The 11,795-nt window shown below is 58.2% G+C and carries 19 protein-coding genes; 1 reads left to right on the forward strand and 18 read right to left on the reverse strand.

All coding sequences use genetic code 11. The annotated features are described in order from the left end of the window. Positions 1–58: 58 nt before the first annotated feature. The 18 genes from rplQ to F0Q04_RS23260 form a co-directional block, all read right to left on the reverse strand. Positions 59–445 (reverse strand): 50S ribosomal protein L17, encoded by a 387-nt coding sequence (gene rplQ, locus F0Q04_RS23175; protein WP_021028321.1) that lies wholly within the window; start codon positions 443–445, stop codon positions 59–61. Positions 446–549: 104 nt separating this feature from the next. After that, on the reverse strand, positions 550–1,545 hold the full coding sequence (locus F0Q04_RS23180) for a DNA-directed RNA polymerase subunit alpha (protein WP_021028320.1): 996 nt from the start codon (positions 1,543–1,545) through the stop codon (positions 550–552). A 119-nt stretch (positions 1,546–1,664) separates the two neighbouring features. After that, on the reverse strand, positions 1,665–2,288 hold the full coding sequence (rpsD, locus tag F0Q04_RS23185; RefSeq protein ID WP_021028319.1) for a 30S ribosomal protein S4: 624 nt from the start codon (positions 2,286–2,288) through the stop codon (positions 1,665–1,667). 82 nt (positions 2,289–2,370) lie between these two features. Further along, complete coding sequence (gene rpsK, locus F0Q04_RS23190; protein ID WP_021028318.1) at positions 2,371–2,772, reverse strand: 30S ribosomal protein S11; 402 nt, start codon at positions 2,770–2,772, stop codon at positions 2,371–2,373. An 18-nt stretch (positions 2,773–2,790) separates the two neighbouring features. Then, on the reverse strand, positions 2,791–3,156 hold the full coding sequence (gene rpsM / locus F0Q04_RS23195) for a 30S ribosomal protein S13 (protein WP_021028317.1): 366 nt from the start codon (positions 3,154–3,156) through the stop codon (positions 2,791–2,793). A gap of 22 nt (positions 3,157–3,178) precedes the next feature. Beyond that, positions 3,179–3,292, reverse strand: a complete 114-nt coding sequence (gene rpmJ, locus F0Q04_RS23200) for a 50S ribosomal protein L36 (protein ID WP_003050535.1) — start codon at positions 3,290–3,292, stop codon at positions 3,179–3,181. A gap of 93 nt (positions 3,293–3,385) precedes the next feature. Further along, positions 3,386–4,705 carry a preprotein translocase subunit SecY gene (gene secY, locus F0Q04_RS23205; protein ID WP_021028316.1) on the reverse strand — a complete coding sequence of 440 codons (1,320 nt, stop codon included), beginning with the start codon at positions 4,703–4,705 and terminating at the stop codon, positions 3,386–3,388. Positions 4,706–4,726: 21 nt separating this feature from the next. After that, positions 4,727–5,158: a 50S ribosomal protein L15 gene (gene rplO / locus F0Q04_RS23210; RefSeq protein WP_027011218.1), complete on the reverse strand. Its 432-nt coding sequence runs from the start codon at positions 5,156–5,158 to the stop codon at positions 4,727–4,729. An 11-nt stretch (positions 5,159–5,169) separates the two neighbouring features. Further along, positions 5,170–5,352, reverse strand: a complete 183-nt coding sequence (gene rpmD, locus F0Q04_RS23215; protein ID WP_021028314.1) for a 50S ribosomal protein L30 — start codon at positions 5,350–5,352, stop codon at positions 5,170–5,172. 11 nt (positions 5,353–5,363) lie between these two features. Continuing rightward, positions 5,364–5,882 carry a 30S ribosomal protein S5 gene (gene rpsE / locus F0Q04_RS23220; RefSeq protein ID WP_027011217.1) on the reverse strand — a complete coding sequence of 173 codons (519 nt, stop codon included), beginning with the start codon at positions 5,880–5,882 and terminating at the stop codon, positions 5,364–5,366. A 15-nt stretch (positions 5,883–5,897) separates the two neighbouring features. Next, complete coding sequence (gene rplR, locus F0Q04_RS23225; protein WP_021028312.1) at positions 5,898–6,263, reverse strand: 50S ribosomal protein L18; 366 nt, start codon at positions 6,261–6,263, stop codon at positions 5,898–5,900. An 11-nt stretch (positions 6,264–6,274) separates the two neighbouring features. After that, positions 6,275–6,808, reverse strand: coding sequence for a 50S ribosomal protein L6 (rplF, locus tag F0Q04_RS23230; protein WP_027011216.1), 534 nt, complete (start codon positions 6,806–6,808; stop codon positions 6,275–6,277). A 26-nt stretch (positions 6,809–6,834) separates the two neighbouring features. Continuing rightward, the gene (gene rpsH / locus F0Q04_RS23235; protein WP_021028310.1) at positions 6,835–7,230 is read right to left on the reverse strand and encodes a 30S ribosomal protein S8; all 396 of its coding nucleotides are present in this window, start codon (positions 7,228–7,230) and stop codon (positions 6,835–6,837) included. Between the two features lie 18 nt (positions 7,231–7,248). After that, complete coding sequence (rpsN, locus tag F0Q04_RS23240; protein WP_021028309.1) at positions 7,249–7,554, reverse strand: 30S ribosomal protein S14; 306 nt, start codon at positions 7,552–7,554, stop codon at positions 7,249–7,251. Positions 7,555–7,562: 8 nt separating this feature from the next. Next, on the reverse strand, positions 7,563–8,111 hold the full coding sequence (gene rplE / locus F0Q04_RS23245; RefSeq protein WP_021028308.1) for a 50S ribosomal protein L5: 549 nt from the start codon (positions 8,109–8,111) through the stop codon (positions 7,563–7,565). Positions 8,112–8,121: 10 nt separating this feature from the next. Further along, positions 8,122–8,439, reverse strand: a complete 318-nt coding sequence (gene rplX, locus F0Q04_RS23250; protein ID WP_021028307.1) for a 50S ribosomal protein L24 — start codon at positions 8,437–8,439, stop codon at positions 8,122–8,124. A 12-nt stretch (positions 8,440–8,451) separates the two neighbouring features. After that, positions 8,452–8,820 carry a 50S ribosomal protein L14 gene (rplN, locus tag F0Q04_RS23255; protein WP_027016133.1) on the reverse strand — a complete coding sequence of 123 codons (369 nt, stop codon included), beginning with the start codon at positions 8,818–8,820 and terminating at the stop codon, positions 8,452–8,454. Positions 8,821–9,046: 226 nt separating this feature from the next. Then, positions 9,047–10,645: a glycerol-3-phosphate dehydrogenase/oxidase gene (locus F0Q04_RS23260; protein WP_116926312.1), complete on the reverse strand. Its 1,599-nt coding sequence runs from the start codon at positions 10,643–10,645 to the stop codon at positions 9,047–9,049. A gap of 346 nt (positions 10,646–10,991) precedes the next feature. Here F0Q04_RS23260 and F0Q04_RS23265 point away from each other — a divergent pair, with 346 nt between their 5' ends. Continuing rightward, positions 10,992–11,765 (forward strand): DeoR/GlpR family DNA-binding transcription regulator, encoded by a 774-nt coding sequence (locus F0Q04_RS23265; protein ID WP_116926311.1) that lies wholly within the window; start codon positions 10,992–10,994, stop codon positions 11,763–11,765. Positions 11,766–11,795: the final 30 nt, after the last annotated feature.

Below are 11,795 nucleotides of genomic sequence, written 5' to 3' on the forward strand. Positions count from 1 at the left end.
GCAGCGCCATAGAAAAAGCCCACCGAAGTGGGCTTTTCAGTCGGGACCTGCAGAGGGCTTATTCTGCTGCGGCATCACCGGCTTCTTCAGCGCGGTCCACCAGTTCAACATAGGCCATAGGCGCGTTGTCGCCCACGCGGAAACCCATCTTCAGGATACGGGTGTAGCCGCCTGGACGGTTGGCCGAGCGAGGACCCAGCACGTTGAACAGCTTGGTGACGCTGTCGCGGCTGCGCAGACGGTCAAAAGCCAGACGGCGGTTAGCCACGGTGTCCACCTTGGCCAGCGTGATCATGGGCTCGATCACCTTGCGCAGTTCCTTGGCTTTAGGAACGGTGGTCTTGATGGCTTCGTGCTCGATGAGCGAATTCATCATGTTTTGCAGCATCGCCTTACGGTGAGACGAGGTGCGGTTCAGTTTGCGGAGGCCGTGTCCGTGACGCATGGTGCTTTTCCTTTTAGATTGATTCAATCAAACAGCCGTATCAGGTACTGTTCGACGCACTACGATTGAGCTCCCCCACCATTGGGAGAGCTCTCCATTATAACTTAACGCTTTTCCAAACCGGCTGGTGGCCAGTTTTCAAGCTTCATACCCAGGGTCAGACCACGGGAAGCCAACACTTCCTTGATCTCGTTGAGCGACTTGCGACCCAGATTCGGGGTCTTGAGCAACTCATTTTCGGTGCGCTGGATCAGGTCACCGATGTAGTAGATGTTCTCGGCCTTCAAGCAGTTGGCAGAACGCACGGTCAGTTCCAGCTCGTCCACAGGACGCAGCAGGATCGGATCGAACGTGGCGTTGTTGCGCGCCTGGCCACCTGGCTGGTCGAACACATCCAATGCGCCGCCTTCGAGCTGCGCAAACACGGCAAGTTGCTCCACCAGGATCTTGGCCGACGAGCGCACTGCATCTTCTGCAGCGATGGCACCGTTGGTTTCGATCTCGAGAACCAGCTTGTCCAGATCGGTACGCTGCTCCACACGGGCGGATTCGACCGTGTAGCTAACGCGCTTGATCGGCGAGAACGATGCGTCCAGCACAATGCGGCCGATCGACTTGGTCGACTCGTCACCGTAGCGGCGCACGTTACCGGGCACATAGCCACGGCCTTTTTCCACCTTGATCTGCATGTCCAGCTTGCCGCCTTGCGACAGGTTGGCGATGACATGATCAGGGTTGATGATTTCTACATCGTGAGGCGTCTGAATGTCAGCAGCCGTCACCACGCCTTCGCCATCCTTGCGCAGGCTCAGCGTCACTTCGTCACGGTTGTGGAGCTTGAACACCACGCCCTTGAGGTTCAGCAAGATGTTGACCACATCTTCCTGGACGCCGTCGATAGACGAGTACTCGTGCAGCACACCTGCAATGGTCACTTCCGTCGCTGCATAACCCACCATCGAGGACAGCAGAACACGACGCAGCGCATTGCCCAGCGTGTGCCCGTAGCCGCGTTCAAACGGCTCCAGCTCTACCTTGGCGCGATTGTGGCCCAGCTGTTCTACGTTAATTGTCTTGGGTTTCAGCAAATTGGTCTGCATGCAAACTTCCTCTCAATACCCCCGGCTCGTTACACCGGTAAGGCTGGTGAAGCACCAGAACCGCGATGCCTCGCGGTTCTGGGACGGATACACTTTCGCAGTCGAAAACGACCGTGAAATTAACGAGAATACAATTCGACGATCAGCGATTCGTTGATGTCAGCACCGAATTCATCGCGGTCTGGAGACTTCTTGAAGACGCCTTCAGCCTTGTCAGCCGACACGTCCACCCAAGCGGGGAAGCCCACTTGACCAGCCAGTTGCAGCGACTCAACGATACGGGCTTGCTTCTTCGACTTTTCGCGCACCGCCACCACGTCGCCTTCCTTCACCGAGTAGGAAGGAATGTTGACGGATTGACCGTTCACTGTGATGGCCTTGTGGGACACCAGCTGACGCGCTTCGGAGCGGGTCGAGCCAAAGCCCATGCGATACACCACGTTGTCCAGACGGCTTTCCAGCAGGCTCAGCAGGTTCGCGCCGGTGTTGCCACGGCGACGATCAGCTTCAGCGAAGTAACGGCGGAATTGCTTCTCCAGCACACCGTAGGTGCGCTTGACCTTTTGCTTTTCACGCAGTTGCAGACCGTAGTCCGAGGTACGCGTGCCGGAGGTGCGGCCGTGTTGACCTGGCTTGGTGTCCAGCTTGACCTTGTCCGCGATCGAGCGACGTGCGCTCTTCAAGAACAGGTCTACGCCTTCGCGGCGGGAAAGTTTGCCCTTAGGGCCAATAAAACGTGCCACTTGAATATCCTTTTTTCAGCTACCGCATAAATGCGGGAGCCGCCAGAGCACCATGCACTGGCGGCGGTGGGCTTATGGTGAGTTAGATACGACGACGCTTTTGAGGGCGGCAACCGTTGTGCGGGACTGGCGTCACGTCGGAGATCGACGTGATGCGGATGCCCAATGCACCCAGAGCACGCACCGAAGACTCGCGACCTGGGCCTGGGCCCTTGATCTCGACGTCCAGGTTCTTGATGCCCTGTTCCATGGCAGCACGGCCGGCCACTTCGGAAGCAACCTGGGCTGCGAAAGGCGTCGACTTGCGCGAGCCCTTGAAACCCTGGCCACCGGATGAAGCCCAAGACAACGAGTTGCCTTGGCGGTCGGTGATCGTGATGATGGTGTTGTTGAACGAAGCGTGAACGTGTGCAATGCCGTCAGAAATGTTCTTGCGAACTTTCTTACGTACACGTGCAGCTGCGTTGTTCTGAGACTTAGCCATTATGTACCTTCAATCTCTTTATTTCTTCAAAGCCGCTGCGCCTTTGCGCGGACCCTTGCGGGTACGGGCATTGGTGCGGGTACGCTGACCACGCATGGGCAGACCACGACGATGACGGAAACCGCGGTAGCAGCCGATGTCCATCAAACGCTTGATGTTCATCGTGGTTTCACGGCGCAGGTCACCTTCCAGGGTCAGGTGAGCGATTGCGTCGCGGATCTTTTCCAGATCAGCGTCCGTGAAGTCCTTGACTTTCTTGGCGTAGTCGATACCAGCGGCTTCGCAGATCTTGCGAGCGGTGGTGCGACCGATGCCATAGATAGCGGTCAGGCCGATCTCCGCATGCTTGTGCGGAGGGATGTTAATACCAGCAATACGTGCCATTTGTGTCCTCTAATACTTTAGATTAACCTTGGCGCTGCTTATGGCGCTGGTCGGTGCAGATCACGCGTACGACACCCTTGCGACGGATGATCTTGCAGTTACGGCAAATCTTCTTTACCGAAGCTGAAACTCTCATTTCATTCTCCTAAAACTTCCATCCGCTCCAGTCTGTGACGGCATTTCAAATATTTAGCCCGAACAGACTGGAGGGCACACTTTCCTGTCGATCTCAGTTTTTGGCTGAGGCCTTGAAGTTCGCCTTCTTCAGAAGCGACTCATACTGCTGAGACATCATGTAGTTCTGGACCTGGGACATGAAGTCCATGGTCACCACGACGATGATCAACAAGGAAGTGCCACCGAAATAGAACGGAACGTTGTACTTCAGGATCAAGAACTCTGGCAGCAGACACACGAAGGTGATGTAAACAGCACCCGCAAGCGTCAAACGCACCAAAATCTTATCAATATAACGTGCTGTCTGATCCCCTGGTCGAATCCCGGGAATAAAGGCACCACTCTTCTTCAGGTTATCGGCCGTTTCGCGGCTGTTGAAAACCAAGGCCGTATAGAAGAAGCAGAAAAAGATGATCGCTGCGGCATAGAACATCACATAGATGGGCTGACCAGGAGTCAGCGTGCTAGCAATGTCCTTGAGCCAACGCATCGATTCGCCAGCGCTGAACCAGTTCACAACAGTGGCAGGCAGCAAGATGATCGACGAAGCGAAGATGGGCGGAATCACACCAGCCATGTTCAGCTTCAGTGGCAAGTGCGAAGACTGACCACCATACACCTTGTTTCCAACCTGACGGCGCGCGTAGTTCACCAGGATCTTGCGCTGTCCACGCTCGACAAACACGACGAAGTACGTCACGGCTGCCACTACGAGAACAATGAAGATCGCGGCAATGATGCTCATCGCACCAGTACGCACCAATTCGAGCAATCCACCGATGGAGCTGGGCAGACCCGCAGCAATACCGGCGAAAATCAGGATCGAGATCCCGTTGCCCAAACCACGCTCGGTGATCTGTTCACCCAGCCACATCAGGAACATCGTACCGGCGGTCAAGCTGACCACGGCGGTAAGACGGAACCCGAAACCAGGGCTGAGGACCAAACCGGCAGTGCCTTCCAGCGCCACGGCAATGCCGAGCGACTGGAACAGCGCAAGCGCCAATGCACCGTAACGGGTGTACTGGGTAATCTTGCGACGGCCGGCTTCGCCTTCCTTCTTCATCTGTTCGAATGTCGGGACGACGTAGGTCATCAATTGCATGATGATCGATGCCGAGATGTACGGCATGATCCCCAGTGCAAACACGGTGAAGCGCGAGAGCGCTCCGCCCGAGAACATGTTGAACAGGTTGAGAATGCCACCCTGTTGGCTATTGAACAGCTGCTGCAACTGGTTGGGATCGATACCAGGCACCGGAATATGAGCTCCGATGCGGTAGACGATCAGCGCCAGCAACAGAAAAACCAAACGACGACGCAGATCGCCGTATTTACCGGTCTTTGCAATAGTTGCGGTGTTCGTAGCCACTGATGAATCTTTCAGAAAGGGTTAGGCGACGCTACCGCCAGCAGCTTCGATCGCAGCCTTGGCACCAGCGGTGGCGCCGATGCCGTTCAGCTTGACAGCCTTGGACAGAGCACCGGTGTTGATCACCTTGACGACCTTGGCGCGTTGGCCAACCAGACCGGCTTGCTTGAGCACTGCCAGATCCACATCCGCAGCGCCCAGCAGCTCGAGCGCGGCCAGGGAGACTTCGGCGTTGAACTTCAACGTGGTGGACTTGAAACCGCGCTTGGGCAGGCGACGCTGCAAAGGCATTTGACCGCCTTCGAAGCCTACCTTGTGGTAGCCACCCGAACGCGACTTTTGACCCTTGTGACCACGGCCGGCGGTCTTACCCAGACCCGAACCGATACCGCGACCCACGCGACGCTTGGCGTGCTTGGCACCTGCTGCAGGCTTGATGCTATTGAGTTCCATCATCAATCCTTTCAGAGAACCTTCACCAGGTAGGCGATCTTGTTAATCATACCGCGCACTTCGGGGGTGTCCTTCAGTTCGCTGATGCTGTTCAGCTTGCGCAGACCCAGACCACGCACGGTGGCGCGGTGGTCTTCTTTGGTACCAATCGGGCTACGCACCAGTTGGACCTTCACAGTTTGTTGCGTTGTCATAGTGACTCCGATCAGACGAACAGGTCTTCAACCGACTTGCCACGCTTTGCAGCCACTTCCGCAGGGGTCGTGGAGTTGTTCAAAGCGTCGAAAGTGGCGCGAACCATGTTGTAGGGATTCGACGAACCATGGCTCTTGGCCACGATATCGGTGATACCCAGAACTTCGAAGACGGCGCGCATGGGGCCGCCGGCGATGATACCGGTACCCTTGGGGGCAGGAGCCAACATCACGTTGGCAGCGCCATGGTGACCCATCACTTTGTGATGCAGGGTGCCGTTCTTCAACGAAACCTTGATCATGTTGCGACGGGCTTCTTCCATAGCCTTCTGCACGGCAGCAGGCACTTCCTTGGACTTGCCCTTGCCCATGCCAACGCGGCCGTCACCATCGCCAACCACGGTCAGTGCAGCGAAGCCGAGAATACGACCACCCTTCACAACCTTGGTGACGCGGTTGACCGCGATCATTTTTTCGCGCAAACCGTCGTCATTCGCCTGGTCTTGCACCTTGGGGGAAAATTTAGCCATTTCTATCCACTCCGCTTAGAACTGCAGGCCGGCTTCGCGGGCTGCATCAGCCAGAGCCTTGACGCGGCCGTGGTAGGCAAAACCTGCACGGTCGAATGCAACCTTCTCAACGCCAGCTGCCTTCGCCTTTTCAGCGATGCGCTTGCCGATGAGAGTAGCTGCGGCGGTGTTGCCACCCTTGCCAGCTGCGCCCAGGTTGCTGCGCACTTCGGCTTCTGCCGTAGATGCGGTTGCAATCACCTTGGTGCCGTCGCCGGAAATGATCGTGGCATAGATATGGAGGTTCGTACGGTTCACCGTCAAACGCGCAACGCCTTGGTTGGCAATGCGGATACGGGTTTGCAGGGAACGACGAAGACGCTGCTGTTTCTTGTTCAACATGATGCAGCTCCTTATTTCTTCTTAGTCTCTTTGATCGTGACCTTCTCATCCGCATAACGGATGCCCTTGCCCTTGTAAGGCTCGGGAGGACGAACGGCACGAATCTCAGCTGCCAGCTGACCAACGCGTTGGCGGTCAGCACCCTTGATCACCACTTCCGTAGGGGTAGGGGTGGCCACGGTGATGCCAGCAGGCATTTCAAAGTTGACTGGGTGGGAATAACCAACGCTCAGGTTCAGCTTGCTGCCAGAAGCAGCGGCCTTGTAACCCACGCCGACGAGAGACAGCTTCTTCTCGAAGCCCTTGCTCACACCAACCACCATGTTGTTCACCAGCTGACGCATGGTGCCGCTCATGGCATTGGCTTCACGGGAGTCATTCACCGGCTCGAAAGCCAGCTTACCGTCGTTGTTGGAAACCTTGACCAGGGCGTTGGGGGTCAGCAGCAGCGTGCCGCCTGCGCCCTTGACGCTGATTTGGTCTTCCTTGATGGAGACATCCACACCTTGGGGGATGCTCACAGGCATTTTTGCTACACGGGACATGTCAGTATTTCTCCTTCAATGCCGCGTTAAGCCACATAGCAAAGCACTTCACCGCCGACACCGGCAGCGCGCGCTTTACGATCGGTCATCACACCCTTAGGCGTGGTCACGATTGCAACACCCAGGCCGTTTTGGACTTGAGGAATTGCAGTGCAGCCCTTGTACACACGCAGGCCAGGACGGCTCACGCGCTCGATACGCTCGATCACTGGACGACCAGCGTAGTACTTCAAGGTAATTGCGAGTTCAGACTTGCCATCTTCGGTCTTCACTTCGAAGCCATCGATGTAACCCTCGTCCTTCAAAACCTGTGCAATGGCAACCTTCACTTTGGAGGAAGGAACCAGCACGGTGGCTTTGGACACCATTTGTGCGTTACGGATACGGGTCAGCAAGTCAGCGATTGGATCACTCATGCTCATGTTTAATCTCCTGACTGCTTACCAGCTGGCCTTGGTCACGCCTGGGATGGCGCCGACGAATGCCAGTTCACGAATCTTGGCGCGGCCCAGACCGAATTGACGGAAAGTGCCACGGGGACGACCCGTGATTTCGCAACGTGCACGTTGACGAGTGGGGTTTGCATTGCGAGGCAGCTTTTGCAGGCCCAGACGGGCTGCATCACGCTCTTCGTCGGAACGCTTGGCGTCGCCGGCGATGGCCTTCAGTTCTGCATACTTGGCTGCGTACTTGGCAGCCAGCTTTTCACGCTTCAGTTCGCGTTGGATCAGTGCTTGTTTAGCCATGCATCACCTCAGTTCTTGAACGGGAAGCGGAAAGCCTGCAACAGTGCCTTGCACTCGTCGTCATTCTTCGCAGTCGTCGTAATGCTGATATTGAGACCACGCAGTGCGTCGACTTTGTCGTACTCAATTTCAGGGAAGATGATTTGTTCTTTGACGCCGATGTTGTAGTTGCCACGGCCATCAAAGGCGCGGCCAGAAATACCACGGAAGTCACGCACGCGGGGCAGAGCCACGGTGACGAAACGGTCCAGGAATTCATACATCTGAACGCCACGCAGGGTCACCATGCAGCCGATAGCTTGGCCTTCGCGGATCTTGAAACCAGCGATAGCCTTCTTGGCCTTGGTCACCACAGGCTTTTGACCAGCAATCTTGGTCAGGTCAGCCACGGCGTTGTCCATCACCTTCTTGTCGGAGACGGCTTCGCTCACACCCATGTTCAGGGTGATCTTCGTCAGGCGAGGCACTTCCATCGAGGAGGTGTAGCCGAACTTCTTCATCAGTTCGGGAGCGATTTGCTCACGGAATTGTTTTTGCAGTCGTGCAACGTTTGCCATGTCTTACTCCTTAGGCTGCGATTTCAGCGCCATTGGACTTGAACACGCGAACACGTGCGCCGTCGGCGTTCACCTTGATGCCCACGCGATCAGCCTTGCCGGTTGCCGCATTGAAGATAGCCACGTTGGATTGGTGGATAGGCATAGCCTTTTCCACGATACCGCCGTTGGTGCCCTTCATGGGGTTTGGCTTGACGTGCTTCTTCACCATGTTGATGCCTTCGATCACCAGGTGGGAGTCGTCCGCACGCAGGGTCACGGTGCCACGCTTGCCCTTGTCACGGCCGGTCAGCACGATAACTTCGTCGCCCTTGCGAATCTTGTTCATAGTGCTATTCCTTTAGAGAACTTCGGGGGCCAGCGACACGATCTTCATGAACTTTTCGGTACGCAGTTCACGGGTCACGGGACCAAAGATGCGGGTGCCGATAGGCTCCAGCTTGGCGTTGAGCAACACAGCAGCGTTGCCATCGAATTTGACGAGCGAACCGTCAGCACGGCGAATACCCTTTGCGGTACGCACCACCACAGCACTGTAAACCTCGCCTTTTTTGACGCGGCCACGTGGAGCAGCTTCTTTCACGCTCACCTTGATAATGTCACCAACGCTCGCATAGCGACGGTGCGAACCACCCAGCACTTTGATGCACTGGACAGACTTCGCGCCGGTATTGTCGGCAACCTCGAGTCGAGATTCTGTCTGGATCATTTCAATATTCCCAACTTGCACCAGCAGACCAGACAGCCCAATAAGAATTAATCCTCATGGACAGCCAAGCAGCCAGTCAGTCTTGGGCCCGTCGTCCACACCGCAACCATTTACGATGCTTCTCCTGGGCAGAAACCTCGCGCATTAAACGCGAAGCCCTCTATTGTGTCAGAGCTAGCACACCTCGTCAAGGGCGCGCACCCAAACCAGCGGTAAATTTGTATTTTTACGCCACTTTTTCGCCGGCGTACTGCTGCGCCAGCACCAGGAAAGCGGTCAGAGCCGTATCCGACCCCAATTCTTCCTGCAAGATCTCGGCCACGCGCGGGGCCAGCTTGGCGGCCAGGCGGGCATCCAAGAAGAGCAGGCGGCTGCGGCGGGCGAGCACGTCTTCGACAGTGCGCGCATATTCATAGCGCGCAGCAAAACGCACCATGGCTTCGCTCAGGCCATTGGCCAGCCAGACGTCGGCGCCTGGCAAGGTGGCCACAAACTCAGCCTCGCTGCCATAGGAGTGCATGCCTTGGGCCATGTGCATGCTGTGCTGGGCGCGGCCCGATGCGGGCGTACCCACCAGCGGCAGCTTCACGGTCACGCCACCGGGCTTGCGCGGCAGGCGCTGGGCATCGAAGCAGGCATTGAGCACGTCCTCGGCCATCGCGCGGTAGGTGGTCCACTTTCCGCCGGTCACCGTCACCATGCCGGACTTGCTGGTCAGCACCGTGTGCTCACGGCTGATACCCTTGGTGTTTTCGCCATCGTCGTCTTGCGGCTTGACCAGCGGACGCAGCCCGGCCCACATGCTGCGCACATCGGCCATCGTGGGGGCGCGGCTGAGGTACTTGCCCGCCTCGCTCAGGATGAAGTTCAGCTCTTCCTCAAACGGACGGGGCTCGCGCGCCAGGTCATGGCGCGGGGTGTCGGTCGTGCCCAGAATCACCTTGCCCAGCCATGGCACCGCAAACAGCACCCGGCCGTCGGCCGTCTTGGGCACGAGCAGGGCATGGTCCGAGGGCAGGAAATCGCGGTCCACCACCAGGTGCACGCCCTGGCTGGGCGCCACCATGGGCTTGACGGGCTTGCCCATCATCTCGGCATCCTGCTGGCGCAGGTGGTCCACCCAGGGGCCCGTGGCGTTGACCACGCAGCGCGCACGCACCGTGTAGCGCTGGCCAGACTCGGCATCCTTGCAGACCACGCCTGCGACCCGGCCCTCCTCCTGGATCAGCTCCGTCACCGGGCAGTAGTTGACCAGCAAGGCCCCCTTGGCAGCGGCCGTGCGGGCCAGCGCAATCGCCAGGCGGGCGTCGTCGAACTGGCCATCCCAGTATTTGACGCCGCCCTTCAAACCCTTGTCTTGCACCGTGGGCAGCAGCCGGCGCGTGGCGCCAGCCGAGAGAAACTGTGTCGAGCCCAGACCCGCCTTGCCCGCCAGCGCGTCGTACATCTTGAGGCCGATGCCATAGAACGGCGTGTCCAGCATCTTGTAGGACGGCATCACAAAGGCCAGCGGCTGGGCGATATGCGGCGCGTTGTTGAGCAAGGTGGTGCGCTCATGCAGAGCCTCGCGCACCAGCGAAATATTGCCCTGTGCCAGATAGCGCACGCCGCCATGCACCAGCTTGGTGGCGCGCGACGAGGTGCCCTTGGCAAAGTCCATCGCTTCGAGCAGCGCCACCTTGAAGCCGCGCGCGGCCGCATCGAGCGCCACGCCCAGGCCCGTGGCCCCGCCCCCGACCACCACCAGATCAAATACCGGCGTGGCGCCCAGGCGGGCCAGCAAATCAGTACGGTGAACAGACAGCGGTGCAGCAGCAGTGGACATGCGAAGTAGAAAGAAAGGTCTGAGGGTTGCGGCGCGCCGGCCTGGCCAGGATCGCCGCAAAGTGCCAAAGCCTGGAAGCGAGATTCGCTTTTGCGCTTTTGTCTCTAAATTTTATTCGTTTTTGATCTTTTTTGTTCGTTATTGGCAAATTTGCCGTTGGCGAAGCCCAAGATCTCAGCGGCGCAGCATGCCAGCCTGGCATGCCAATCTGATGACAAAACCACCCGCCAGCCATGGCTGATGCGGGGACCGCCCGGTGCGGCACGCCACCTCCTGCCTGCTGCACTGTTGCGTTTTGCACTATATTGGCGGGAGTTTTCGTTTTCATTCGTTTCAGATCCACGCCATGACGGAGCTCTACAACAGCAACCCTCGCCAACTGCTGCTCTTGCAAGAGGTGCAGCGCCGCAGCTCGGCCACCGTCGAGGAGCTGGCCGCCTTCCTGGGTGTGACGCTGCAGACCGTGCGCCGCGATGTGCAGCGGCTGTCCGAAGCCGGGGTGCTCACGCGCTTTCATGGCGGCGTGCGCGTGCCCAACTCCACCACAGAAAATCTCGCCCACCAGCAGCGCGAAGCGCTCAATGCCGACGGCAAGACCCGCATTGCCCAGGCCGTGGCCGCCCAGGTGCCACACAACTGCTCGCTGATCCTGAACATCGGCACCACGACCGAGGCGATTGCCCGCGCGCTGATGCAGCACCGGGGGCTGCGCATCATCACCAACAACCTCAATGTGGCCGCCACCTTGAGCAGCAATGCGGATTGCGAAGTGATCGTCGCCGGCGGCGTGGTGCGCGGCCGCGACCGAGGCATCATCGGCGAGGCTGCGGTGGACTTCATCCGCCAGTTCCGCGTCGATATTGCGCTCATCGGTATTTCCGGCATTGAATCAGACGGCAGCCTGCGCGACTATGACTTCCGCGAAGTGAAAGTGGCCCAGACCATCATGGACCAGGCACGCGAGGTCTGGATGGCGGCCGACCACAGCAAGTTTGGCCGCCCGGCGATGGTCGAGGTGGGCCCGCTCTCGCGCATTGACCGGCTGTTTACCGATGCCCCGCCGCCCGACCCCTTCCCCCGGCTGCTGCAGGAAGCCCATGTGCACTGCACCGTCGCTTGACAGCCGGGTACAGCCCGCCTGCCCTTTGTT

This window comes from Comamonas koreensis, from assembly GCF_014076495.1.
GTDB classification, from domain to species: Bacteria; Pseudomonadota; Gammaproteobacteria; order Burkholderiales; family Burkholderiaceae_C; genus Comamonas; species Comamonas squillarum.

Coding starts and splice junctions, on each gene's coding strand:
- rpsE (WP_027011217.1), bottom strand. CDS start 5,882: ATGGCTAAATTTTCCCCCAAGGTGCAAGACCAGGCGAATGACGACGGT.
- rplF (WP_027011216.1), bottom strand. CDS start 6,808: ATGTCCCGTGTAGCAAAAATGCCTGTGAGCATCCCCCAAGGTGTGGAT.
- rpsK (WP_021028318.1), bottom strand. CDS start 2,772: ATGGCTAAGTCTCAGAACAACGCAGCTGCACGTGTACGTAAGAAAGTT.
- rpsN (WP_021028309.1), bottom strand. CDS start 7,554: ATGGCTAAACAAGCACTGATCCAACGCGAACTGAAGCGTGAAAAGCTG.
- rplO (WP_027011218.1), bottom strand. CDS start 5,158: ATGGAACTCAATAGCATCAAGCCTGCAGCAGGTGCCAAGCACGCCAAG.
- rpmJ (WP_003050535.1), bottom strand. CDS start 3,292: ATGAGAGTTTCAGCTTCGGTAAAGAAGATTTGCCGTAACTGCAAGATC.
- rplQ (WP_021028321.1), bottom strand. CDS start 445: ATGCGTCACGGACACGGCCTCCGCAAACTGAACCGCACCTCGTCTCAC.
- rpsH (WP_021028310.1), bottom strand. CDS start 7,230: ATGAGCATGAGTGATCCAATCGCTGACTTGCTGACCCGTATCCGTAAC.
- rplN (WP_027016133.1), bottom strand. CDS start 8,820: ATGATCCAGACAGAATCTCGACTCGAGGTTGCCGACAATACCGGCGCG.
- rplE (WP_021028308.1), bottom strand. CDS start 8,111: ATGGCAAACGTTGCACGACTGCAAAAACAATTCCGTGAGCAAATCGCT.
- F0Q04_RS23265 (WP_116926311.1), top strand. CDS start 10,992: ATGACGGAGCTCTACAACAGCAACCCTCGCCAACTGCTGCTCTTGCAA.
- rpmD (WP_021028314.1), bottom strand. CDS start 5,352: ATGACAACGCAACAAACTGTGAAGGTCCAACTGGTGCGTAGCCCGATT.
- rplX (WP_021028307.1), bottom strand. CDS start 8,439: ATGAACAAGATTCGCAAGGGCGACGAAGTTATCGTGCTGACCGGCCGT.
- F0Q04_RS23260 (WP_116926312.1), bottom strand. CDS start 10,645: ATGTCCACTGCTGCTGCACCGCTGTCTGTTCACCGTACTGATTTGCTG.
- rpsM (WP_021028317.1), bottom strand. CDS start 3,156: ATGGCACGTATTGCTGGTATTAACATCCCTCCGCACAAGCATGCGGAG.
- F0Q04_RS23180 (WP_021028320.1), bottom strand. CDS start 1,545: ATGCAGACCAATTTGCTGAAACCCAAGACAATTAACGTAGAACAGCTG.
- rplR (WP_021028312.1), bottom strand. CDS start 6,263: ATGTTGAACAAGAAACAGCAGCGTCTTCGTCGTTCCCTGCAAACCCGT.